Genomic DNA, 24,211 nt, shown 5'->3' with positions numbered 1-24,211 from the left:
CATGCCAAGCGCCGCCGCAAAGCCCCGCAACATTCATGGGACGGCCATACTGGTCGGCGAGCGCGGCGTGCTGATCACCGGGCCGTCGGGCGCCGGCAAGACGACGCTGGCGCTGGCGCTTGTCGATCATTGCCGCGCGCGAGGCCTTTTTGCCCGGCTGGTCGGCGACGACCAGTTGTTTGTGGCCGCGCACAGCGGCCGGCTGGTTTGCCGCGCGCCGGCGAACATCGCCGGCCTCGCCGAGGTGCACGGCATCGGACCGCGGCCGCTGGCTTTCGAACCGGCCGCCGTGATCGACCTTGTGGCGCGGCTTGTCGAACCGGCGGGCATGGCGCGTCTGCAGGACGAGACCACGGAGACGATCGGCGGATGCCGGCTGCCCCGCGTCGATGTCGCCCGGCAAAATGTCACCGCCGCGTTGCCCATGCTGATGGCGCGGCTGTCGATCCAGCCTTTTTCATGATCCGGCCCGGGTTTTTTGCTGCGATGCGTCAAAATGGCCCGGGCCGCCGCAATTTTGGGCTTGTCAACCGGCCGTGCGTCGACAAGATAGCGCTCCCGCCGCCTGGAATGGCCGGCGAACATAAGATACGCCTGTGAAGCGGCGATGACGGGAGCCACCAGAGAATGATCGGACTCGTGCTCGTGACGCACGGTCAACTCGCCACCGAGTTCCGACATGCCGTAGAGCATGTCGTCGGGCCGCAAGACAATTTCGAAACCGTGGCGATCGGCGCCGACGACGACATGGAGCAGCGCCGGGCCGACATCGTCGACGCGGTCGCGCGCGTCGACACCGGCGCAGGCGTCATCGTGCTCACCGACATGTTCGGCGGCACGCCTTCCAACCTCGCCATCTCGGTGATGGAATCCGGCCGCACCGAGGTCATCGCCGGCATGAACCTGCCGATGCTGATCAAGCTCTCCTCGATCCGCAAGGGCGACAACATGGCAGCCGCGCTCGACGAAGCGCAAGCGGCCGGCCGTAAATACATCAACGTCGCCAGCCAGCTCCTGAGCAGCAAATGAACGCATCGGCGCCGCGGACGGATGAGGTGGTGCGGGAGTTCCCGATCATCAATCAGCGCGGCCTGCATGCGCGCGCTTCGGCCAAGTTTGTCCAGGTCGCCAGCGGCTTCGACGCCACCATCCATGTCGAGAAGGACGGCGTGAAGGTCGGCGGCACCTCGATCATGGGCCTGATGATGCTGGCGGCGAGCCCAGGCTATTCGATCCGCGTCATCGCCAGCGGCCCGGAAGCCGTGCCGGCCATGGACGCGTTGGAGCAGCTGATCGCCTCGCGTTTCGGCGAGGAAATCTAGTTCCTCAGCACAGGGATTTTTACCGGTCGGCTCTGTTTGCGTTGGCAGGCGCATGCCTTGGAGATTGGCCGAAACGTCCATCGCGTCGTCGCGGCGGCTTCAACCAATCCCCGGCGTTTGCGCCGACTTCACGGAACATCTCGCTTTTCCGAAGACATGCGCGCATAAAGATTTCTTTATGTCCCATTGTCGTGCGGCGACCGATCTGGTAGTCAAGCCGGCAACCGCGCCCTCCCATGCGCCTCCCGGCGTCGGCGCGCCTTGAGAAAAAATCACACCGGAGCACTGCCATGACGGGTAGCAAGGACTATGTGGTCGCCGACATCTCGCTTGCCGGCTGGGGCCGCAAGGAGATCGAGATCGCCGAAACCGAAATGCCGGGCCTGATGGCCTGCCGCGAGGAGTTCGGCGCCAAGAAGCCGCTGAAAGGCGCGCGCATCACCGGCTCGCTGCACATGACCATCCAGACGGCGGTGCTGATCGAGACGCTGAAGGCGCTGGGCGCCGACATCCGCTGGGCTTCCTGCAACATCTTCTCGACCCAAGACCACGCGGCCGCGGCCATAGCCGAGGCCGGCATTCCGGTCTTCGCCATCAAGGGCGAGTCGCTGGAAGACTATTGGGACTACACCGACCGGATCTTCCAGTGGACCGATGGCGGTACCTCCAACATGATCCTGGACGATGGCGGCGACGCCACCATGTACATCCTGCTCGGCGCGCGCGCCGAGGCCGGCGAGGACGTGCTGTCCAATCCCGGCAGCGAGGAGGAAGAGATCCTGTTCGCCCAGATCAAGAAGCGCCTGAAGGCTTCGCCAGGCTTCTTCACCAAGCAGCGGGAAGCGATCCGCGGCGTCACCGAGGAGACCACCACCGGCGTCAACCGCCTCTACCAGCTGCAGAAGAAGGGCCTGCTGCCCTTCCCGGCGATCAACGTCAACGATTCCGTCACCAAGTCGAAATTCGACAACAAATACGGCTGCAAGGAATCGCTGGTCGACGGCATCCGCCGCGGCACCGATACCATGATGGCCGGCAAGGTCGCGGTGGTCTGCGGCTATGGCGACGTCGGCAAGGGCTCGTCGGCCTCGCTGCGCGGCGCCGGCGCGCGTGTGAAAGTCACCGAGGTCGACCCGATCTGCGCGCTGCAGGCGGCGATGGACGGCTATGAGGTGGTGACGCTGGAAGACGCCGCGCCCACCGCCGACATCGTCATCACCACCACCGGCAACAAGGACGTCGTCACGCTCGACCATATGCGGTCGATGAAGGACATGGTGATCGTCGGCAATATCGGCCACTTCGACAACGAGATCCAGGTGGCGGCGCTGCGCAACCTGAAATGGACCAACATCAAGCCGCAGGTGGATTTGATCACCTTCCCGGACGGCAAGCGGATGATCCTTCTGTCCGAGGGCCGCCTGCTCAATCTCGGCAACGCCACCGGGCATCCGAGCTTTGTCATGTCGGCCTCGTTCACGAACCAGGTGCTGGCGCAGATCGAGCTTTTCAGCAAGCACGGCCAGTACGAGAACCAGGTCTATGTGCTGCCCAAGCACCTCGACGAGAAGGTCGCGCGGCTGCATCTCGACAAGCTCGGCGCCAAGCTGACGGAGCTGTCCGGCGAACAGGCCGCCTATATTGGCGTGACGCCGCAGGGCCCGTACAAGCCTGAACACTACCGCTATTAACCAAAGCGAAATTATCTACCATATATTGAAGCCGGGTGGTTGACTTTCCACCCGGCTTTATTTTTTGCGCCAATGATTCTTCACGCCGATTCCAGCAAGCGTTATTGTTGTGATTCGCGGTCCGGGGACATGTTGGGCCGGGGACGCATCAGGGCGGTCTTGCATTCAAGCGGCGAAGAGGACCAAGACATGCCGGGGGATTACCCGCCACGCGCGGGAAAGGCCGTTTCCGGCGGCCATGAGGATTCGAATGATGCCGGCCTCGGCGAGAGCCGCGGCGGTTTTCGTGCCGGCTCGCGGCTGGCCTTGCTGCTTGCGAGCTCGATGCTTGCCGGCCCGCTCCTCGCCTTTGCGGCCCACGCCGAGACGGGCATTCCGGCAAAGGCCGCGGCGCCGGTCAGCACGCTTGAGGTCATGCAGCTTGCCATGTTCGTGGGCGTGATGGGCGCGGCGCTGGTTTCGGCCATCTTCCTTATCCGCGAGCGCGCACGCACCGCCTCGCAGAACCTGCAGCTCAGGGCCCGCATCGCGGACGTCAACGCTGCGCTGCAGCGTTCCGAGGCGCTGCTCAATCTGCGCGACCAGCGCCTGATCGTGTGGACAACGGACAACAAGAAACCCGAGCTCATCGGCAGCCTGCCGCTGGAAAGCGGCGCGCCTGACGACAGGTCCGCCTTCCTCGCTTTCGGCCGTTGGCTGATGCCGCGCTCGGCGGCGGCGCTGGAGCACGCGGTTGCCGCCTTGCGCGAACAGGCGAAGACCTTCGATCTGGTCATCGAAACGCAGGCCGGCGTGCCGCTGGAGGTGCATGGCCGCAAGAGCGCGGCGCATGTGCTGGTGCGTTTCGTCTCGCTGTCGGAGACGTTGCGCAATCAGGCCAGGCTGAAGATCGAGAACCAGCGGCTCAGCGGCGACTACGACACCTTGATCGGCCTGCTCGACGCGTTGAAGATGCCGGCATGGCTGCGTGGCGCGGACGGGCGATTGCAATGGGTCAACCGCGCCTATGCGGAGGCCGTGGAAGCAGGAAGCGCCGCCGCGGCCGTGCGCGACGCGGCGGAATTCCTTGGCGGCCAGGCGCGCGATCAAATCGCCGAGCAGCATAAGTCGCACCCGGTCTTCGAACAGACGCTATCCACAGTGATTGAAGGCGATCGCCGCATGTTCGCGGTCACCGACTTCGCCGGCGCCGACGGTTCGGCGGGGCTCGCCTGCGATACCAGCGCGGCCGAGACGATCCGCGCCGAATACGAGCGGACCGTGCGCAGCCATGCCGACACGCTCGACCAGTTGAACACCGCCGTGGCGATCTTCGACACCGAGGAAAAGCTGCGCTTCTTCAACCAGGCCTTCCAGAAGCTGTGGGGTCTCGACTCGGGCTTCCTGCTCAGCGCTCCCTCCAACACGCTGCTGCTCGACCGGCTGCGCAGCGAAGGCAGGATCGCCGAGCAGCCGGAATGGCGGCGCTGGAAGGAAAACCTGCTCAGCGCCTATCGCGCCGTCGAATCGCAGGAACACTGGTGGCACCTGCCGGACGGCAAGACGATCCGCGTCGTGGCGAACCCGCAGCCGAAGGGCGGCGTCACCTGGGTGTTCGAGAACCTGACCGAAAAGATGGACCTCGAAAGCCGCTACCAGACCGCCGTGCGGGTGCAGGGCGAGACGCTGGACAATCTCGCCGAAGGCGTGGTCGTATTCGGTCCGGACGGGCGGCTGCGCCTGTCCAATCCGGCCTTCGTCGCGCTGTGGGGGCTGACGGTGGAAGCGGTCAAGCCGAACGTCCATGTTTCGGCGATCCGCGACCTGTGCGACCAGCGTGCGGCGAACAGCCCGTGGGGCGGCTTCGTCGCCGCAGTCACCGGCTTCGACGACGAGCGCCGCGACCGCCGCGGCCAGATCGAGCTCGTCAACGGCAACGTGCTGAGCTACGCGGTGATCCACCTGCCCAACGGCCAGGTGATGATCACCTTCGTCGACGTCACCGACACCGTCAATGTCGAGCGGGCGCTGAAGGACAGGAACGAGGCGCTGGAGAAATCCGATCAGCTGAAGAACGAATTCGTGCAGCATGTGTCCTATGAGCTGCGCTCGCCGCTGACCAACATCATCGGCTTCACCGAGCTTCTGTCGCTCCCCGCGACCGGGCCGCTGACGCCCAAGCAGCGCGAATATGTCGAGCATGTCGGCTCGTCATCGTCGGTGCTGCTCACCATCGTCAACGATATCCTCGACCTGGCGACGGTCGATGCCGGCATCATGCAGCTCGACATCTCCGAAATGAACATCGACCGGACGATCGCCGCGGCCGCCGAGCTGGTCGCCGACCGGCTGGACGAGCATCAAATCAAGCTCGAGATCGATGCGGCGGAGGCGCCGGCGAGCTTCCATGGCGACGAAACCCGCATCCGCCAGATCCTCTACAACCTGCTGAGCAACGCGGCGAATTATGCGCCGGAGGCAAGCACGATCCGGCTTACCTGCCGCCGGCTGGCCGACGGCGTCGAGTTCTCGGTGCATGATGATGGCCCTGGCATGCCGCCGGACGTGCTGGAATCGGTCTTCCGCCGCTTCGAGCCGCGCGCCAATGGCGGGCGGCGGCGCGGCGCCGGGCTGGGGCTCTCGATCGTCAAGAGCTTCGTCGAACTGCATGGCGGAACCGTGCGCATCGAGACCGGCCAGGACAGGGGCACCACGGTAATCTGCACCTTCCCGGACAAGCCTTCCGGAATCCCCGATACGCCGGCGGGCATCCGCGACGCGGCCGAGTAGCGCGGACTATATGGCTGGACCAGTGTTGGAATCTTTTCTCGCCAACGAGGCGGCCACGGCAAGGCTTGGCGAGGACCTCGCCATGGCGTTGCGCGCCGGCGATGCGATCGCGCTGAAAGGCGATCTCGGCGCCGGCAAGTCGACGTTGGCCCGCGCGCTGATCCGGGCGCTCGCCGACGATGCCAATCTCGAAGTGCCGAGCCCGACCTTCACCCTGGTGCAGAGCTACGAGACGCGCGTTCCGGTGCATCATTTCGACCTCTATCGGCTGTCCGCTCCGGACGAGCTCGACGAGCTCGGCCTCGACGACGCGCTAAGCCAAGGCGCGGCGCTCATCGAATGGCCGGAACGGGCCGCAGACCGCTTGCCGGAAACGGCGCTGTGGGTCGATCTTGCCGAGCAGGGTGAAGGCCGCGTGGCGCGGCTTTCCGGGCAGGGACCGGCTTTCGAGCGCGTGGCGCGATCGCTGGCGATGCGCGATTTCCTGGCCTCGGCCGGATGGGGCGAAGCCAGCCGCCGTCATTTCGTCGGCGACGCCTCCGCCCGCTCCTATGAGATCGTCTCGCTGCCCGGCCAAGCGCCACGCGTGCTGATGAACTCGCCGCGCCTGGTGCTCGGGCCGCCGGTTCGCGACGGCAAGCCCTATGCGGTGATCGCCCACACGGCGCAATCCGTCGCCGCCTTCGTCGCCATCGACCGGGCGCTGCTTGGGGCCGGCGTCAGCGTGCCGGCGATCCATGCCCAGGATCTCGACCAGGGTTTTCTGCTCATCGAGCATCTCGGCTCCGAAGGCTTCCTCGGTCGTGACGGCCAGCCCATCGCCAAACGCTACGAAGCGGCGGCCGAATTGCTGGCCATGATGCATGGCAAGGCCTGGCCCACACGCTTGGAAGCGGCGCCCGGCGTATTCCACGATGTGCCGCCTTTCGACCGGGAAGCCATGCTGATCGAGGCCGACCTTCTGGTCGACTGGTATGTGCCATGGATCACCGGCGAACCGGCAAACGACGCGTTGCGGGCCGGCTACCACGAGGTATGGAACGCGCTCCTCGATCGCCTGGCAGGCAGCGAATACACGCTGATGCTGCGCGACTTTCATTCGCCCAACATCATCTGGCGAGGCGAGCGCGCCGGCCTTGACCGGCTGGGCATCGTCGATGTGCAGGACGCGCTGATCGGGCCTGCCGCCTATGACGTCGCTTCTTTGGCCATGGATGCGCGCGTCACCGTCTCGCCCGAGATCGAGCGGCGCACCGTCGCGGCTTATGTCGCAGCGCGGCGCGCCGCCGGCGCTTTCGACGAGGCCGGCTTCGCCGAGGCCTATGCGATCATGGCCGCGCAGCGCAATTCGAAGATCCTCGGCATCTTCGTGCGGCTCGAAAAGCGCGACGGCAAGCCTTACTATCTGAAACACCTGCCGCGCATCCGCGATTATCTGAGGCGGGCGCTGGCGCATCCGGCGCTGGCCGGCCTGAAGGATTTCTACATGGCCCACGGCCTGCTCGAGGAACGGGTCCCATGAAGCCGACGATTGCGATGGTGCTGGCTGCCGGGCTTGGCAAGCGCATGCGGCCGATCACCGACACGATGCCCAAGCCGCTGGTGAAGATCGCCGGCAAGACCTTGCTCGATTGGGGGCTGGACAGCCTGGAAGCTGCCGGCGTCGCCAAGGCCGTCGTCAACGTGCACTATCTGCCGGAGCAGATCGTCGCGCATGTCGCCCATAGGCGCGCACCGAAGATCGTCATCTCCGACGAGCGCGAGGCGCTGCTGGAATCGGCTGGCGGCATCGTCAAGGCGCTGCCGCTTCTGGGTGGCGAGCCCTTCTACATCATCAATGCCGACACCTTCTGGATCGACAGCGGCCAGCCCAGCCTCGAGCGTCTTGCCCTTGCATGGGACGGCGCGAGAATGGATATTCTGCTGATGCTTACCGACCTCGACTCAGCGACCGGGCATTGCGTCGGCACCGATTTCCTTGTTGCCCCTGATGGAACCCTACGGCGCTCGAAGGGCGATCCGGCGGGCCTGATCTATGCCGGCGCCGCCATCATCCATCCGCGCATCTTCAAGGACGCGCCCATGGGCTCGCATTCGCTCAATGTCTATTTCGACAAGGCGATCGCCACAGGGCGCCTGTTCGGCATGAAGATGAACGGACGCTGGATCACCGTCGGCACTCCGGACGCCATTTCGGCGGCCGAGGCAGCCGTGGCCGGTGCCCTAGCGAAGGCGGTATGAGCGGCACGCGCCGCGTCTTTTCCATTCCGCCCGGAGCGCCGTTCCTGCCGACGCTGGCGGGGGCGTTGCTCGACGGGCGCCTGATCCCCGGCTTCCGCTTCGACGGCGACCCGCTGGCGCTCGCCGACGCCACCATCTATGTGCCGACGCGCCGCGCGGCGCGGGCGCTGCGCGGCGCCTTCGTCGACGTTTTAGGAAAACGCTCCGCCATCCTCCCGACGGTGCGGCCGCTCGGCGAGTTCGACGAGGACGAGGCCGCCTTCGACACCGAGGCGGCGCCGGCGATAGACCTCGCGCCGCCGATCGCGGCGCAGGAGCGGTTGCTTTTGCTGGCGCCGCTGGTGCGCGCCTGGAAGGAAAGCCTGCCGGCGCATGTCAGGGCTCGGTTCAACGAGGAATTCGTCGTGCCGGCCTCGGCCGCCGACGCCATCTGGCTGGCGCGCGACCTTGCCCGGCTGATGGATGAGATCGAGACCGAAGGCACGGATTGGGCAAAGCTCGCGACCCTGGTTACCGGCAATCTCGCCGGCTGGTGGCAGGTGACGCTGGATTTCCTCGGCATCGTCACCGACAATTGGCCCGAACTGCTCAAGGAGCGCGACCGCTCCAATCCGGCCGCGCATCGCAGCGCGCTGATCCGGCTCGAAGCAGCGCGGCTGAAGCGCAATCCGCCGACCGGGCCGGTGATTGCCGCCGGTTCGACCGGCTCCATCCCCGCCACGGCGGAACTGCTTGGCGTGATCGCCGGCCTGCCCAACGGCGCCGTCGTGCTGCCCGGGCTCGACCGCAACCTGGACGACGCGTCCTTCGCGGCGATCACGGCGCCCGGCGCGCGCCCGGCAACGCTCGGCCACCCGCAATACGGCCTCGCCAAGCTGATCGGCGGCATCGGCATTCCGCGCCGCGATGTCGAGGACCTTGTTGCGGCGCCATCGCCGCTCGCGTTGCGCGCGGCCCTGATAGGCGAGGCGCTGCGGCCGGCCGAAACCACCGAATACTGGACCGAGACACGGCCGCGCTTCACGGCACTCGACATCGAACATGCGCTGGCCGGCGTGACGCTGGTGGAAGCGGCGAACGAACGCGACGAGGCGGCGGCAATCGCCATCGCGCTGAAGCGCGCCGTGGAGGTCCCGGGCAAGCGCGCGGCGCTCGTCACCGGTGACCGCGCGCTGGCGCGGCGGGTTTCGGCCGAGCTGCTGCGTTTCGGCGTCGTCGCCGACGATTCCGGCGGCGCGCCGCTCATCAACACACCGGCCGCCAGCCTGCTCAGGCTCGCGCTGAGCGCCGCCTTCCGGCCCGGCGATCCCGTCGGCCTGCTTGCCTTGCTCAAGCATCCGCTGCTCGCGCTCGGTCTCGAACGCCAGGCCATGCGCAAGGCTGCCGAGCTCGTCGAGCTGGTGGCGCTGCGCGGCGGCACGGGCCGGCCTGATGTCGCGTCGCTCGGCGCGCTGTTCGAGACACGGCTGGCGGAACTGAGCGGCGACACAAGGCAGCCTTTCTGGTTCTCGCGCTTGACCGTGCGCGGCATCGAGCAGGCCCAAGATATGCTTAGCCGCCTTACCAAGTCGCTGTTGCCGCTCACCGCGATGCGCGACGAGAAAGGCGCCGATATTGCGACGCTGACGCGCGCGAGCGTGGTCGCGCTGGAAAGTCTCGGTCGCGCCGTCGACGGCGACCTGGCGGAGCTCTATGCCGGCGATGCGGGCGAGAAACTCGCCGACCTGCTGCGCGGGCTGGTGGCGGCGTCGTCGCCCTTCACCTTCGCCGCTTTGGAGTGGCCCGACGTGATGGAGGCGCTGATCGCGCCGGAGACGGTCAAGCCGGCGCAAGGCACCGATCGCAACATCGCCATCTGGGGCGCGCTGGAGGCTCGGCTGCAGCATGTCGACATGCTGGTCATCGGCGGGCTCAATGAAGGGGTTTGGCCGCGCAAGCCCGAGAGCGACCGCTTCATGTCGCGGCTGATGAAGACCGGCATCGATCTCGAGCCGCCGGAGCGGCGCATCGGCCTTGCCGCGCATGACTTCCAGATGGCGATGGGCACAAAAGAGGTCGTGCTGACGCGTTCGGCGCGCTCCGGCGACGCGCCGGCGGTGCCGTCGCGCTGGCTGCAGCGCATCCTGACCTTCCTCGGCAAGGAGCCGGCGTCAGCACTTCGCGGCCGCGGCGACGCGCTGCTTGCCTGGGCGCGCGCGCTCGATGCCGGCGAGAAGAAGGATTTTGCCTCCCGCCCGCAGCCGAAGCCGCCGCTCAGCCTGCGCCCGCAGCATTTCTCGGTCACCGAGATCGAGACGCTGCGCCGCGACCCCTACGCGGTCTATGCGCGGCGCATCCTCGGCCTGATGCGGCTCGAGCCGTTAATCCGCGATCCGGGCGCCGCCGAACGCGGCACTTTGTTCCACGAGATCCTGCATTTGTTCTCGCGGCGGGTCCAGGATCCGAGGGCGTCGAGCGCGCTGGCCAGCCTCATTGAATCGGGCCGTACCTGCTTTGCCGACGCAAAGCTTCCGCCTGATATCGAGGCTATCTGGTGGCCGCGTTTCGAAAAGCTCGCCGAAAACATCATCGAATGGGAGCATGGCCGCGCCGATGCGGTCGCGAGGCGCTATGCCGAGGAGCGCGCCGACAAAACGGTCGTCGGCCGCACCGGGGTGACGCTTTCCGGCTATGCCGACCGCATCGATCTGCTTGCCGGCGGCATGGCCGACATTCTCGACTACAAGACAGGATCCTCGCCCTCGAAAGCGCAGGCGCACACGCTGCTGTCGCCACAGCTCGCGCTGGAGGGCGCGTTGCTCAGGCGCGGCGCCTTCAAGGAACTCGGCATCCGCGAACCCTCGCAGCTCGCCTTCGTGCGGCTGAAGCCGAATGGCGAGGTATTCGAGGAATCGATCCTCGAATACAACCGCAAGTTCCGCACCGCCAACGACCTTTCCGAGGAAGCCTGGGCGCGGCTGGAACGGCTGCTCTTCCACTATGCCGACCCGACCACCGGCTATCTGTCGCGCGCGCTGCCCTTCCGCGAGGGCGAGGCCGACGGCGACTACGACCATCTGGCGCGGGTGCTCGAATGGTCGGCCGGCGGCGCCAGCGAGGACGAGGCGGAAGGATGAAATATCCGATCCCCTCCGATACCGCCGCCAGCCAGGCGCGCGCCTCCGATCCCGCCTATTCCGCCTGGGTGTCGGCCAATGCCGGTTCGGGCAAGACGCATGTGCTGGCGCAGCGCGTCATCCGGCTCCTGCTCAACGGCACCGATCCGTCGAAGATCCTGTGCCTCACCTACACGCGGGCTGCCGCCGCCAACATGTCGAACCGCGTGTTCTCGACCCTGTCGGAATGGACGGCGCTGCCCGATGCGGAGCTGGCGAACAGGATCGCGGCGCTGGACGGCCGCGGCGCCGACCGCGACATGATGCGGCGCGCACGCCGGCTGTTTGCCGAGGCGCTCGAGACGCCGGGCGGACTGAAAATCCAGACCATTCATGCCTTCTGCGAATCCGTGCTGCACCAGTTCCCGCTCGAAGCCAACATCCCCGCGCATTTCGAGATGCTCGATCCGCAGATGGAGGCCTCGCTGTTCGCCGATGCCCGCCGCGACATGATCTCGGGCGCAGGCGCCGGCGTCGAAGGGCTGGCGGAAGCCTTTGCCACCGTGCTGGAGCGCGGCGGCGAGTTCGGGCTCGATACGCTGCTTGCCGAGATCGTCGGCAAGCGCGACGAACTGCGCGGTTTCATCGCCAAGCTCGGCGAGGATCGGGACTTCCGGCCGCTGTTCGCCGAATTTGGCTTCAAGCCTGGACAGACGGCCGAGGACATCGCCGCTTCGCTGTGGCCGCTGCCTGGCTTTTCGCCTGGCCAACTCGCCGAATTTGCCGGCGCCGCCGAGGCAGCCGACGCCAAGCAGGTGTTGAACAACGTGCTGCCCTATGCGCAGAGCGCCTTTGCCGAGGCCGATCCGATCCGGCGGCTGCGCCTGCTCGCCAAAGCATTCCTGCGTGCGGACGGTGACCCCTACGATCCGCCCAAAATCTTCAGGAAGGCGCTTGTCGACCGCCTGCCCGACCTGCCGGACCGCTATTTCGTGGTGGCGAAGGCAATCCTCGACGTAACCGACCGGCTGGCGCTGTTCCGCATGCTGGAAGGGACAGCGGCAGCGCTCACCGTCGCCGGCTGGCTGATCGCGCGCTACGAGCAGTTGAAGCGCGGGCGGGGTTTCCTCGACTTCAACGACCTCATCACCCGCACGGTCAGTCTCTTGTCGCGACCGGATGCCGGCCCCTGGGTGCAGTTCAAGCTCGACCAGGGCATCGACCACATCCTGCTCGACGAGGCACAGGACACCAGCCCGGACCAGTGGGAAGTGGTGAAGAAGCTGACGGAAGAGTTCTTTGCCGGGCTTGGCCAGCGCGAAGCGGTGCGCCGAACTGTCTTTGCCGTCGGCGACGAGAAGCAGTCGATCTATTCCTTCCAAGGCGCGGCGCCTGATTCCTTTGCCGAAAGCCGGCTGTTGTTCGCCGGCCGCGTGCGCGACGCGGAGGCCGCCTTCGCCAATCTCAAGCTCACCTGGTCGTTCCGATCGAGCGACGACGTGCTGGCTGCGGTTGACCGCGTCTTCGCCGAACCCGGTGTCAGGCGCGGCATCAGCCACGATCCCGATCCGCTGAGCCACAAGGCTATCCGCAATGATGCGCCGGGCTATGTCGAGGTGTGGCCGTCGGTCGGCGCCGAAATGGTCGAGGAGCCCGACGACTGGACCTTGCCGGTCAACCATGCCAGCGCGCCCGCGGTACGCGTCGCCGAGCATGTGGCCACCACCATCCAGACCTGGCTGCGCAACGGTGAGGTCATCGAAGGCAAGGGCAGGAAGCTGACCGCCGGCGACATCCTCGTGCTGGTGCGCAAACGCGACCGTTTCGTCCATGCGCTGTCGCGCAGCCTCAAGAACCGGCAGATCCCGGTCGCCGGCGCCGACCGGCTGAGCCTGCCCGGCCATATCGCGGTGCAGGACCTGATCGCGCTTGGACATTTCCTGATCCAGCCGGAAGACGACCTTTCCTTGGCCGCGGTGCTGCGCAGCCCGATCTCCGAGGTTTCGGAGGAGACCTTGCTGACGCTCGCTGGCTCGAGGCCGAAGGGCCAGCCGCTGGTCGCCTCGCTCAGGCAACATGCGGCCGAGGATGTTTCCCTCGCCGCTGTCGTTAGCCGGCTCGATGGCTGGGCAACCGAAGTGGCCTTCAAGCCGGTTTTCGAATTCTACGCCGCCGCGCTGGCGCGCGACGGCCTGCGCCGCAAGATGACGGCGCGGCTGGGACCCGAAGCCGGCGATATCCTCGACGAGTTCCTGAGCTTTTGCCTGACCGAGGAACGCACCGGCCTGCCGGGGCTGGAGTCCTTCCTGTCGACGCTGGAAAATGCCGGCCCCGAGATCAAGCGCGAGATGGACCAGACGCGCGACGAGGTGCGGGTCATGACCGTGCATGCCGCCAAGGGTCTCGAAGCCCCGGTGGTCTTCCTGGTCGATGGCGGCTCGGCGCCGTTCAGCGACCAGCATCTGCCGCGGCTGATGCCGTTCGAGAGCTCCGGCACGCAATGGAAAGGCAAGGGCTATCTGTGGCGCTCGGCCAGCGATGTCGCCAATGGCGTCTCGAAGGCGGCCTCGGTCCGGGCGCGCGAGCTGGCCGACGACGAATACCGGCGGCTGCTCTATGTCGGCATGACGCGTGCCGAGGACCGGCTGGTCGTCTGCGGCTATCACGGCAAGCGGCAGCCCAGCACCGGCACCTGGCATTCGATCGTCAGCCGCGCGTTGCTCGGCGCGCCCGAGAGCTCCGAGCGCCGGCATCCGGCGACGGCCGAGGTGGCGGTACATCGCTTCCATATGACCGGGCTGCCGCCGGTGGCATTGACCGGCATCGACGAGGCAGGGCCGTTCGAGCACACCGCGCCGCTGCCTGAAGACCTGTTCCGGCCGCTGCCGCCTTATGAGGAGCTGCCGCGGCCGCTTTCGCCTTCCGGCGCCTCGGCGCTGATCGACGAGGCGAAAGAAGCCGTCCCCGACACTCGCTCGCCGGTGCTCGACGCCGCCGCCGAACCCGGCTTTGCGATCATGCGCGGCCTTGCCCTGCACAAATTGCTGCAGATGCTGCCCGGCATCGCGGAGGAGGACAGGCGGGGCGCCGCCGAGCGCTACCTGGCGCGCGCCGGCGCGGATTGGCCGGATGGCGAGCGCGACAGGGCGCTGGACGCCGTGCTCTCCATCCTGTCCGACACCCGCTTCGGCGCGCTGTTCTCGCCATCCTCCCGAGCGGAGGTCGCCGTCATGGGCAGCCTCGAGGTGAAGGGCAGGCTGCGCTCGATCTCCGGCAAGATCGACCGGCTGGCGGTCATGCCCGAAAAGGTGTCGATCATCGACTACAAGACCAACCGGCCGGCCCCCAAAGACCTGGCGGAGGTGCCGCCGGCCTATGTGCTGCAGCTTGCGCTCTACCGCGCTCTGCTCCAGCCGCTCTATCCGGGCCGCGAGGTGACGGCGGCGCTGCTGTTCACCGAGGCGCCGCGACTGATCGAGCTGCCCACCCCCGCCATGGATGACGCCCTTGCCCGACTCACGGCAGCGTGACACAAGAACTGCTTGAACATCGACGCCACAACCACCACATTTGGTGCAACCCGAGTTTTCGAAAGGATTTCAGCATGGCCACCGTCAAGGTCGACAAGGGCAATTTCCAGGCCGATGTGCTCAACGCCAAGGAGCCGGTCGTGGTGGATTTCTGGGCGGAATGGTGCGGTCCGTGCAAGATGATCGCCCCGGCGCTGGAAGACATCGCCAACGAACTCGGCGCGAAGATCAAGGTGGCCAAGCTCAACATCGACGAGAACCCGGAGCTTGCTGCGCAGTATGGCGTGCGCTCGATCCCGACGCTGATGATTTTCAAGGGCGGCGAAGTCGCCGACATGAAAGTGGGCGCCGCGCCGAAGACCGCGCTGTCGCACTGGATCAACGGCAGCCTCGCCTGAGCCAATCTGAAGTTTTCAAGATCCAAGCCCGGCCATCGCGCCGGGCTTTTCTTGGCGTCATGGCTCGTCGCGCTCTGGCTCTCGCCTGCGGGCACTCCGTGTTCTCTGTTCGCAGGAAAGGGAGAGCTCCATGACCGGAACCGCCAAGGCCACAGTTCACGTCGACAATGAGCGCGTCATCGTCACCGAATACCGCTTCGCGCCGGGCGCCAACACCGGCTGGCACCGCCATGGCCACGACTATGTCGTCGTGCCGCTGATGGACGGCAAGGTGAAGCTGGTGACCAAGGACGGCGAATCCTTCGCCGAGATGAAGCAGGGCGCGCCCTATTTCCGCCGGGAGGGCGTCGAGCACGACGTCATCAATGCCAATGACGGCGAATACGCCTTCATCGAAATCGAGCTGAAGTAGGCCGGCCGTGATTGCCGGCTTGCACGTTTCCTTACCGGCCTCGTGCGGGATGTCGTGGGTCTAACGCCGGTCCTCGCCTTTGCCGGTTTTGCGGCGGTGGCCGCTTATGTCCAGACCCTGACCGGCTTCGCCTTCGGCCTGGTGATGATGGGCGCGATTGCGCTTGTCGGCTTGCTGCCGCTGCCCGACGCAGCCGCGATGGTCGGCATGCTGACCTTGGTCAATGCCACGCAGATGCTGATCCAGGGCGGCTGGCGCGAGATTGCGCGCCGGGAGCTGCGGCTTATCCTGGTCGCAAGCCTCCCTTCGCTGCTCTTGGGGTATGCCCTGTTGGAATGGCTGGCGGACACGCGGGCCGACCTGCTGAAAATCGGACTCGGTCTGGTCATCATGATGTCCAGCCTGCAACTGGCCATCAGGCCTGCCGGCTTGGCAAAACGGTCGTCGGACGCGAGTTTCGTCGGCTTCGGTGTCGTTTCGGGCCTGATGAGTGGGTTGTTTGCGACCGGCGGCCCACCGCTCGTTTATCATCTCTTTCGCCAGCCAATGCCGCACAAACGTGTCCGCGAAACGCTGGTCGCCGCTTTCGGCGCCGCGCAGGTGGTGCGGCTTATCCTGGTGACGGCAAGCGGCAACCTGCCGACCATGTCGCCTATCGCGCTCGTCGTCGCCATACCGGCCGTAATGCTGATGACCTATGCGGCACGCCGCTGGCCACCGTCATTGTCGCAAGGGACAATGCGAAAGATCGTCTTTGTTCTGCTTTTCCTGTCAGGGCTCTCGCTGGCGCTGCCCGCCGCGATGCACCTTGCCGTCTAACTTCAACTGCTCATGCGGGCGACGTGTCGCTCCAATTTACCAGTCGGCGACACGGTCGCCGCCGGTGAATTGCGCGCTTTTGGCGGTGTATTCGAACAGCTCGATCTTCACGCCGTTGGGGTCGGTGATCCAGGCCTGGTATGTGTCGTCGCAGGCGAGCTTCTTTGGCGTGACAGCGACGCCTTTCGACCGGATATGAAGGATCGCCGCATCGATGTCTTCCACCTCGAGGCAGAAGTGGTTGATCTGGTTTGCCTCGCTGTAGCTGGATTCACGTTTCTCGAACACCTCGACATGGCTGCGGCCGCCGCAGTCTATGTAGAAGCCGAAGATCTGGCCGTCGCGCAGGAAATTGAACCTTGTGTCCATGCCAAGCACGTCGCGGTAGAAGGAGCGCGTCACCTCCAGGTCATGCGCGAAGATGCAGACATGGGCGAGCTGCTTTACCTTGATCATGGCCGGTTCCTTTCGGCCCCCGCCGAAATCCGCAATGCCGTCCCGGTTTCGCCTCAGGTCGGCGGCGTGCCGTTTTCGGCCAGCACGGCGCCGGCGAAATAGAGCGAGCCGCCGATCAGGATGCGCGGCGCCGGGCCGTCCCAAGAGTCGCGCAACAGCATCAGCGCATTGGCGACGGAGCTGACCGGCTCGGCCGACAGGCCGGCCTCTTCGGCACGCAAGGCCAGCTCGTCATTGGGAACGCCGGCGTCGCTGCTGGTTACCGGCACGGTATAGACGTGGCGGGCAAGCCCCTTGAAGGCGCTGAAATAGCCGGTCTGGTCCTTGGTGTTGATCATGCCGGAGATCAGGACCAGCGGCCGCGGGTTCTTTTCCTCCTGCTCGGCCAGCGCCTCGGCGATGACGATGCCGGCGCCGGGGTTGTGGCCGCCGTCCAGCCAGATCTCGGCGCCCTTCGGCGCCAGGTCAACCAATTTGCCTTGGGTCAGCTTCTGCATGCGTGCCGGCCAGGCGACATGGGTCATCGCCCGCTCGGCGGCGCGGTGGCCGATCTCGAAGCCGGCCGCCTTGACGGCGGCGATCGCCGCCGCGGCATTGGCGTATTGATGGCGCCCCGGCAGGCGCGGCGAAGGCAGGTCCATCAGCCCGTCCCCGTCCTGATAGACCATGCGGCCGTTTTCCTCGAAGGCGAGGAAATCCTGGCCATAGACCACCGTCGGGCAATCCAGCCGCTCGGCCGACTCGATCAGCACCTGAAGCGCTGTGTCGCTTTCCTGGGCGCCGATCACCACCGGGCAGCCGCGCTTCATGATACCGGCCTTCTCGGCGGCGATCAGCTCGACCCGGTCGCCGAGATAGGCTTCATGGTCCATCGATATCGGCATGATCACCGAAACCGCCGGCTGCTTGATCACATTGGTGGCGTCGAAGCGGCCGCCGAGGCCGACCTCGATGATCGCCGCCTCCGCCGGATGCTCCGAAAACAGGATGAAAGTGACGGCGGTGAGAATCTCGAAGACAGTGATCTTCTGGCCGCCATTGGCCTCGGCGACACGCGCGATGGCCTCGGCGAAAATATCGTCCTCGACGAGCTTGCCGCCGCCTTCGGCCGCCAGCCGGTAGCGCTCATGCCAGTTCACCAGATGCGGCGAGGTGTGGACGTGGACAAGGTGGCCGGCGGCTTCCAGCAGCGCGCGCGCGAAGGCGGCGCAGGAGCCCTTGCCGTTGGTGCCGGCGATGTGGATGACCGGCGGCAGCCGATCCTGCGGATTGCCGAGGCGCTCGAGAAGCCCCGTGACGCGGTCCAGCGAAAGGTCGAAGCCTTTCGGATGCAGCGTCATCAGATGTTCGATTTCGCGTTCGGCGGAAAGCGTTGTCATGATGGAATCCTAGAGCGGTTCATCATCTCATGAAATGCAGAACCGCCCTCTCTTTTTTGTTGGCGCAATTCCGAACGGAAAACCGTTCCACACTTTTCCTGGAATTGCTTTGGCGGGCGGTTCCCGAAACCGGGAATCGGTTCGAACGAGCCGTGCGCAAATCAGAGGCTACAGCACGCAACAGGCGGCGCAACTCGCGGTTCGCGGCGAGCGATGTCGCGTCAAGCCGATATATCGCTTCAAGCCGATATCGCTTCAGGCTTGCGCGCGCGCCTCGGCATTGACCACCGCCGGCGGCAGGATCTCCGGCTCCAGCGGCTTCTCGGCCTCCGGCATCTTGAGCAGCATCTTCAAGAGACGGGAAATGGTCCGGCGCATCTCGAGGCGCGACACGACCATGTCGACCATGCCGTGTTCCATCAGATACTCCGCGCGCTGGAAACCATCGGGCAGTTTTTCGCGGATGGTCTGCTCGATGACGCGCGGGCCGGCAAAGCCGATCAGCGCCCCGGGCTCGGCGATGTGGACGTCGCCCAGCATGGCGTAGGAGGCGGTGACGCCGCCGGTGGTCGGGTTGGTCAGCACCACGATGTAGGGCAGGCCGGCTTCCTTCAGCCGGTCGACGCCGATCGTGGTGCGCGGCAATTGCATCAGCGACAGGATGCCTTCCTGCATGCGGGCGCCGCCGGAGGCGGCGAACAGGATCAGCGGGCACTTGCGCTGCAGCGCGACCTCGAAAGCATGCACGATGGCTTCGCCGGCGGCCATGCCGAGCGAGCCGCCCATGAAGGCGAAGTCCTGCACGGTGACGATGACCGGCAGCCCGTCGATGGTGCCGGCCCCATTGAGGATCGCATCCTCGAGGCTGGTCTTGGCCTTGGCCTCCTTCAGGCGGTCGGTGTAGCGCTTCTCGTCGCGGAACTTCAGCGGGTCCTGGACGACCTTCGGGTTTTCCAGCACCTCGTATTTGCCGTCATCGAAGAAATATTTCAGCCGCTCCTTGGCCGAGATCTTCATGTGATGGCCGGAAGCCGGGATGACGAACTGGTTGGATTCGAGATCCTTATGGAAGACCATCTCGCCGGTCTCGGGATCCTTGATCCAGAGGTTTTCCGGCATGTCGGTGCGCCGGCCGAGCATCGAATTGATCTTCGGGCGGACGTAATTGGTGATCCAGTTCATGGCTTCGGCTCCTGTCCTGGAAAGGACTTCAAGCAATTCCAGGGAAAGTCTGTGGGGTTTTCCGGCCGGAATTGCTCAAGAACAAATAGTCGGGCTATTCGGCGGCAGCAAGGCGGGCCGAGCGGACGCCCTGGGCAAGACCGCTGACCAAAGTGGCGACGGCTTCGGCCGGATCGGCTGTTTTCTCGCCCTTGGGGCCGAGCACATTGGCGACCGCATTGACAATCGCGGTGCCGACGACGACGCCGTCGGCATTGGCGCCGATCACACGCGCCTGCTCGGCGGTCTTGACGCCGAAGCCGACGCAGACCGGCAGGTCGGTGTGGCCCTTGATGCGGTTGACGGCCGCGGCCACCTTGCCCGTGTCGGCCAACGCCGAGCCGGTGATGCCGGTCATCGAGACGTAGTAGACGAAACCGGAGGTGTTTTCCAAAACCTTGGGCAGGCGCTTGTCGTCGGTGGTCGGCGTCGCCAGGCGGATGAAGTTGACGCCGGCTTTCAGCGCCGGAATGCAAAGCTCCTCGTCCATCTCCGGCGGCAGATCGACGACGATCAGGCCGTCGATGCCGCTCGCCTTGGCGTCGGTGAGGAAGCGGTCGACGCCATAGATGTAGATCGGATTATAGTAGCCCATCAGCACGATCGGCGTCTCGTCGTCGCCGGCGCGGAAGTCGGCCGCCAGCTTCAACGTCTTGAACAGGGTCTGACCGCCCTTCAGCGCGCGCAGGCCGGCGGCCTGAATCGCCGGGCCATCGGCCATCGGGTCGGAGAAGGGCATTCCCATCTCGATAATGTCGGCGCCGGCGATCGGCAGCGCCTTCATGATCGACAGCGAGCTGTCGTAATCGGGGTCGCCGCCCATAAAATAGGTGACCAAAGCCGGGCGGCCTTCGGCCTTGAGCTTCGCCATGCGGCGATCGATGCGGGTGGTCATTGTCAGATCTCCATGCCCAGCATGTTCGCCACCGTGTGCACGTCCTTGTCGCCGCGGCCGGACAGATTGACGATGACGATCTGATCCTTGTCCATTGTGGGCACAATCTTCATCGCATGGGCGATGGCATGCGCGGATTCCAGCGCCGGGATTATGCCTTCGACGCGGGTGGTGAGCTGGAAGGCTTCCAGCGCCTCGTCGTCGAGGATCGGCTCATACTGGACGCGACCGGAATCGCGCAGCCAGGAATGCTCGGGACCGACGCCCGGATAGTCGAGGCCGGCCGAGATCGAATGACCGTCGAGGATCTGGCCGTCCGCGTTCTGCAACAGATAGGTGCGGTTGCCGTGCAGCACGCCGGGCTTGCCGGCATTCATCGAGGCGCAGTGCTCGATGCCGTCGAGGCCGCGCCCACCAGCCTCGATGCCGATGATGCGGACGTCCTTGTCGTCGAGGAAGGGATGGAACAGGCCGATGGCGTTGGAGCCGCCGCCGACGGCGGCGATGATGACGTCCGGCAGCCGGCCTTCCTGCTCCAGAATCTGGGCGCGGGCTTCCGTGCCGATCACCGACTGAAAGTCGCGCACCAGCTCCGGGTAGGGGTGCGGGCCGGCGGCGGTGCCGATCAGGTAGTAGGTGTCCTCGACATTGGTGACCCAGTCGCGCAGGGCCTCGTTCATGGCGTCCTTGAGCGTGCCGTGGCCGGCGGTAACCGGCCGCACCTCGGCGCCGAGCAGCTTCATGCGGAAGACATTCGGGCTCTGGCGGGCGACGTCGGTGGCGCCCATGTAGACGACGCAAGGATAGCCGAAGCGCGCCGCGACGGTGGCCGAGGCGACGCCATGCTGGCCGGCGCCGGTCTCGGCGATGATGCGCTTCTTGCCCATGCGCTTGGCGAGCAGGATCTGGCCGAGGCAGTTGTTGATCTTGTGCGAGCCGGTGTGGTTCAGGTCCTCGCGCTTGAAATAGACCTTTGCGCCGCCCCCGAGGCCCTTCGCCGAGGAAACCTCACGAAGATGCTTTGTCAGGCCCTCGGCGAAATACAGCTTCGACGGCCGCCCGGCATAGTGGGTCGACAGGTTCTGCAGCTCGGCCTTGAACTCGGGATCGGTCTTGGCCTTGTTCCACTGCTCTTCGAGATCGAGGATCAGCGGCATCAGCGTCTCGGCGACGAAGCGGCCGCCGAAAATGCCGAACATGCCCTGCTCGTCGGGTCCGGTGCGGAAGGAATTGGGCATTGCCGGCTTGTTCATCGCCGATCTCCTGATGTGAATTGTATTCAGGCGGCGCGGTCGTCGCGCGCGGCCCTGACGGCCCGGAAAAACTGCTCGATCTGCGCCGGATCCTTGACGCCCGGAGCGCTTTCCACGCCGGACGAAACGTCTATTCCGGGCGGGTCGGCCTGTCTCAGGGCATCGCCGATATTGGCGGCGTTGAGCCCTCCGGAAAGCATGTAATCGAGCCCGGCGTCAAGGCCGGCAAGGATGCGCCAGTCGAAGGAAACGCCATTGCCGCCCGGCAGTTGCGAGCCCTTCGGCGGCTTGGCGTCGAAAAGGAAGCGGTCGGCGACGCCGACAAAGGATTTTACCCGCTCCAGATCCGCCGCCTCGCTGACCGACAGCGCCTTCATGACCGGGAGACCATAGCGGGCCTTCAGTTCCGCCACGCGCTCGGGCGTTTCCGAGCCATGCAGCTGCAGCATGTCCGGCTGCATCTTGGCGACGATCTCGTCGAGGAAAGCATCATCGGCATCGACGGTGACGGCGACCGCCTTGGCCTTGCCGCGCGCCGCTTCGCGCAGGCGCCCGGCCTCGGCGGGCTCGACATAACGCGGGCTTTTGGCGAAGAAAATAAAGCCGACATGGCTGGCGTCGCCCGCAAGCGCGGCGGCCATCGCAGCGTCGGTCTTCAATCCGCAGATCTTGATGTCGAGCGTCATGGCGCGGGCTTGGCACGAAACGGGAAAAGAGTCGAGAAAAAGCATGCTGTTGCCGGTCCGGCGGAAAACACTACCTTCATATAGGAACCACAGGCGGGAGCAGAATAATCATGGCCGACCGGACCGTCGCCGAACTGAAGCAGAAGATCGCGCAGGCGCGCGAGGTGATCGCGCATCTGATGGACAAGGCCGCCTTCAACGGCGCCGAGGCGCACCGCGCGCTGGAATATTTCGGCAGCGATATGTTCGACCGGGATTTTTTGCCGTGGCCGCATACCGAGGAAGGACTGCGGCCGGAGGAGCTGAACGCGGCGAACGATGATTGAGGGGCGGTAGTAGGGCGCCACCTCTCCTTCGTCATCCTAGGGCGGAGCGACGCGAAGCGGCGCGCAGACCCTAGGATCCATGCCGTTACGTCGGCCCAAGAGTGCAGCGATAGAGAATAAAACGCCTTTCCGGGACGCCTCCCGCCAAAGGCAAAGCAATTTCTGAACCGCTACGGCGTTCGCACGTCACGGCATGGATCCTAGGGTCTGCGCGCGTCGCTTCGCTCCTTGCTTCGCCCTAGGATGACGAAGCTGAGATGGCTCGGCTAATCTCCAGTGTTTGCACTAGCAGTGACGGCGCTCTCTGCATTGCCATCCGCTGGAGCTACTCAAACACAATCGCTTGCAGCGCCCCGCCGTTGCGCTTCAGCCAGTCCTTGCAGCGGTCGGTATCCGGGCAGAGTTTTTCGCACAGCTTCCAGAATTTCGGGCCGTGGTTCATCTCCTTGAGATGCGCCACCTCATGCGCCACAAGGTAGTTTATCACCGCCGGCGGCGCCATCATGATGCGCCACGAGAAGGAGAGATTGCCCTCCGAGGTGCATGACCCCCAGCGGCTGGAGGTATCCTTATACCTTATCGCCTTGGCCCGCTTGCCGATCGTTTCGGTGTGCTTGATCACTAGCCTCTCGATCTCCTTCTTGGCCTCGCGCTTGAGGTAATCCCCGATGCGGCGCGGCAAATGGATACGCTCGCCATGGACGATCAGGAGCGGGCCGCGATCGTCGCGCGCGACGGTGACGGTGCCGCGCCGAGAAGGCTCGTGCACGATGCGGTGAGGCACGCCCCGGATCGGGATCCGGATGCCTGGGCGCACCTGCGGTCTCGTCGGCACCTTGGCCAGCCGCTGCTCCAGCCAGTCCTGGTGGCGGTCGAGGAATTTCTCCACCTCGCCGCGGCGCAGGCCGGGCGGCACGGTGACACGCAGGCCCTGGCCGCCGGAATCGATGCGCAGCGTGAGCCGCCGGGCCCTGGCGCTCTCAACGATCTTGAGCGGCAGCGTGCGGCCGGCGACGCAATGCTCGCGCTCGACGACAGGCGTAGGCTTTGGCTTGGTCAGGTTGCGAAGGAAGCCGAGGGTCATGGCTGGACGATACGCGATTCGAAAAAAACGGCCAGTGGAGGGAAGCTACATAGGGAACAAAAAAGAAACGGCGCCGCTAAACGCGACGCCGCATATCATACCGAGACGTGTCGCCGGATCTCAGTCGTCGAGCAGGTTGGTGCCTTTGCCGCCCTCCGGACCCGCCTTGTCGCTCGAGCCGGTCGAGCTCGGCGCGGTCGACTTGTTGCGGTTGGCCATGAAGCGATCGAACTCTTCCTGGTCCTTGGCGCGGCGCAGTTCGCGGGCGTACTCGTCGAACTCGGAGAGCATCTCGTCGAGCTTGCGCCGCTCCTCGGCGAGGCGCTCCAGCTCCTTCTCGCGCCAATCGTCGAAGGCGACGTTGCCGGTGCGGGCCGAGCCGTGGCCCCAGCGGGCCGCCTTCTCGGAGCGACGACGGCAACCGGCGAAGATGCCGTCCGTGGCGCGGTTGACGTCGCGCTTGAAGCCTTCCAACCGATCGCCCCAGATGATGTAGGCGAGCATGGCGAAGCCGAGCGGCCAGAACACCATGAAGCCGATGACCATCAGCGCGATGGTGGCCGGCGTCCAGGCCGGACGGATCAATGCACTTGTGTTCATTTTCTCCCAATCCTTCCATTGGAGACAGCCAAAC

General features: G+C 65.6%; 21 protein-coding genes. 13 read left to right on the top strand and 8 right to left on the bottom strand.

The genetic code is table 11. The features are described 5' to 3' along the window. Position 1 precedes the first annotated feature (1 nt). The 12 genes from CK219_RS17520 (at position 2) to CK219_RS17465 (ending at position 16,277) form a co-directional block, all read left to right on the top strand. Entirely contained in the window at positions 2 to 463 is a 462-nt protein-coding gene (locus CK219_RS17520) for a serine kinase (RefSeq protein ID WP_095767998.1), read from the top strand. Positions 464 to 627: 164 nt separating this feature from the next. Beyond that, positions 628 to 1,029, top strand: a complete 402-nt coding sequence (locus CK219_RS17515) for a PTS sugar transporter subunit IIA (RefSeq protein WP_027166957.1) — start codon at positions 628 to 630, stop codon at positions 1,027 to 1,029. Beyond that, positions 1,026 to 1,322, top strand: coding sequence for an HPr family phosphocarrier protein (locus CK219_RS17510; RefSeq protein WP_095767997.1), 297 nt, complete (start codon positions 1,026 to 1,028; stop codon positions 1,320 to 1,322). The genes CK219_RS17515 and CK219_RS17510 overlap by 4 nt, the downstream gene beginning before the upstream one ends. A 290-nt stretch (positions 1,323 to 1,612) precedes the next feature. After that, the gene (gene ahcY, locus CK219_RS17505) at positions 1,613 to 3,013 is read left to right on the top strand and encodes an adenosylhomocysteinase (RefSeq protein WP_095767996.1); all 1,401 of its coding nucleotides are present in this window, start codon (positions 1,613 to 1,615) and stop codon (positions 3,011 to 3,013) included. Positions 3,014 to 3,202: 189 nt separating this feature from the next. Then, positions 3,203 to 5,782 (top strand): PAS domain-containing sensor histidine kinase, encoded by a 2,580-nt coding sequence (locus tag CK219_RS17500; RefSeq protein WP_095768201.1) that lies wholly within the window; start codon positions 3,203 to 3,205, stop codon positions 5,780 to 5,782. 10 nt (positions 5,783 to 5,792) lie between these two features. After that, positions 5,793 to 7,304, top strand: a complete 1,512-nt coding sequence (tsaE, locus tag CK219_RS17495; RefSeq protein WP_095767995.1) for a tRNA (adenosine(37)-N6)-threonylcarbamoyltransferase complex ATPase subunit type 1 TsaE — start codon at positions 5,793 to 5,795, stop codon at positions 7,302 to 7,304. Then, positions 7,301 to 8,023, top strand: coding sequence for a nucleotidyltransferase family protein (locus CK219_RS17490; protein ID WP_095767994.1), 723 nt, complete (start codon positions 7,301 to 7,303; stop codon positions 8,021 to 8,023). Before tsaE ends, CK219_RS17490 begins: the two co-directional genes overlap by 4 nt. After that, a complete protein-coding gene (addB, locus tag CK219_RS17485) occupies positions 8,020 to 11,139 on the top strand; it encodes a double-strand break repair protein AddB (RefSeq protein WP_095767993.1) in 3,120 nt (1,039 codons plus the stop codon). Before CK219_RS17490 ends, addB begins: the two co-directional genes overlap by 4 nt. Further along, on the top strand, positions 11,136 to 14,648 hold the full coding sequence (gene addA, locus CK219_RS17480; RefSeq protein ID WP_095768200.1) for a double-strand break repair helicase AddA: 3,513 nt from the start codon (positions 11,136 to 11,138) through the stop codon (positions 14,646 to 14,648). The genes addB and addA overlap by 4 nt, the downstream gene beginning before the upstream one ends. Before the next feature lie 74 nt (positions 14,649 to 14,722). Further along, on the top strand, positions 14,723 to 15,046 hold the full coding sequence (trxA, locus tag CK219_RS17475) for a thioredoxin (RefSeq protein ID WP_095767992.1): 324 nt from the start codon (positions 14,723 to 14,725) through the stop codon (positions 15,044 to 15,046). 130 nt (positions 15,047 to 15,176) lie between these two features. Further along, a complete protein-coding gene (locus CK219_RS17470) occupies positions 15,177 to 15,458 on the top strand; it encodes a cupin domain-containing protein (RefSeq protein WP_027166948.1) in 282 nt (93 codons plus the stop codon). Between the two features lie 54 nt (positions 15,459 to 15,512). Continuing rightward, the gene (locus tag CK219_RS17465; protein WP_095768199.1) at positions 15,513 to 16,277 is read left to right on the top strand and encodes a sulfite exporter TauE/SafE family protein; all 765 of its coding nucleotides are present in this window, start codon (positions 15,513 to 15,515) and stop codon (positions 16,275 to 16,277) included. 36 nt (positions 16,278 to 16,313) lie between these two features. Here CK219_RS17465 and CK219_RS17460 read toward each other — a convergent pair whose 3' ends face one another. The 6 genes from CK219_RS17460 to CK219_RS17435 all read right to left on the bottom strand — a co-directional run bounded on the left by CK219_RS17460 (position 16,314) and on the right by CK219_RS17435 (position 22,167). Next, a complete protein-coding gene (locus CK219_RS17460) occupies positions 16,314 to 16,733 on the bottom strand; it encodes a VOC family protein (protein ID WP_095767991.1) in 420 nt (139 codons plus the stop codon). A gap of 53 nt (positions 16,734 to 16,786) precedes the next feature. Next, positions 16,787 to 18,112, bottom strand: coding sequence for a folylpolyglutamate synthase/dihydrofolate synthase family protein (locus tag CK219_RS17455; protein ID WP_095767990.1), 1,326 nt, complete (start codon positions 18,110 to 18,112; stop codon positions 16,787 to 16,789). Between the two features lie 255 nt (positions 18,113 to 18,367). Then, on the bottom strand, positions 18,368 to 19,294 hold the full coding sequence (accD, locus tag CK219_RS17450; protein WP_095767989.1) for an acetyl-CoA carboxylase, carboxyltransferase subunit beta: 927 nt from the start codon (positions 19,292 to 19,294) through the stop codon (positions 18,368 to 18,370). 94 nt (positions 19,295 to 19,388) lie between these two features. Continuing rightward, positions 19,389 to 20,228, bottom strand: a complete 840-nt coding sequence (gene trpA, locus CK219_RS17445) for a tryptophan synthase subunit alpha (protein ID WP_095767988.1) — start codon at positions 20,226 to 20,228, stop codon at positions 19,389 to 19,391. A gap of 2 nt (positions 20,229 to 20,230) precedes the next feature. After that, entirely contained in the window at positions 20,231 to 21,481 is a 1,251-nt protein-coding gene (gene trpB, locus CK219_RS17440) for a tryptophan synthase subunit beta (RefSeq protein WP_095767987.1), read from the bottom strand. 26 nt (positions 21,482 to 21,507) lie between these two features. Next, positions 21,508 to 22,167 (bottom strand): phosphoribosylanthranilate isomerase, encoded by a 660-nt coding sequence (locus tag CK219_RS17435; protein WP_095767986.1) that lies wholly within the window; start codon positions 22,165 to 22,167, stop codon positions 21,508 to 21,510. A 110-nt stretch (positions 22,168 to 22,277) separates the two neighbouring features. Here CK219_RS17435 and CK219_RS17430 point away from each other — a divergent pair, with 110 nt between their 5' ends. Next, positions 22,278 to 22,493: a hypothetical protein gene (locus tag CK219_RS17430; protein ID WP_095767985.1), complete on the top strand. Its 216-nt coding sequence runs from the start codon at positions 22,278 to 22,280 to the stop codon at positions 22,491 to 22,493. A gap of 325 nt (positions 22,494 to 22,818) precedes the next feature. On the opposite strand, the gene CK219_RS17425 is transcribed toward CK219_RS17430, so the two are convergent. Then, positions 22,819 to 23,577 (bottom strand): M48 family metallopeptidase, encoded by a 759-nt coding sequence (locus tag CK219_RS17425; protein WP_095767984.1) that lies wholly within the window; start codon positions 23,575 to 23,577, stop codon positions 22,819 to 22,821. Between the two features lie 120 nt (positions 23,578 to 23,697). Next, positions 23,698 to 24,177: a DUF2852 domain-containing protein gene (locus tag CK219_RS17420; RefSeq protein WP_095767983.1), complete on the bottom strand. Its 480-nt coding sequence runs from the start codon at positions 24,175 to 24,177 to the stop codon at positions 23,698 to 23,700. Positions 24,178 to 24,211 lie beyond the last annotated feature (34 nt).

Source organism: Mesorhizobium sp. WSM4313 (assembly GCF_002294725.1).
Lineage (GTDB): Bacteria > Pseudomonadota > Alphaproteobacteria > Rhizobiales > Rhizobiaceae > Mesorhizobium.
The sequence above is the reverse complement of the archived record's forward strand: the minus strand, read 5'-3'. Positions and strand labels throughout refer to the sequence as shown.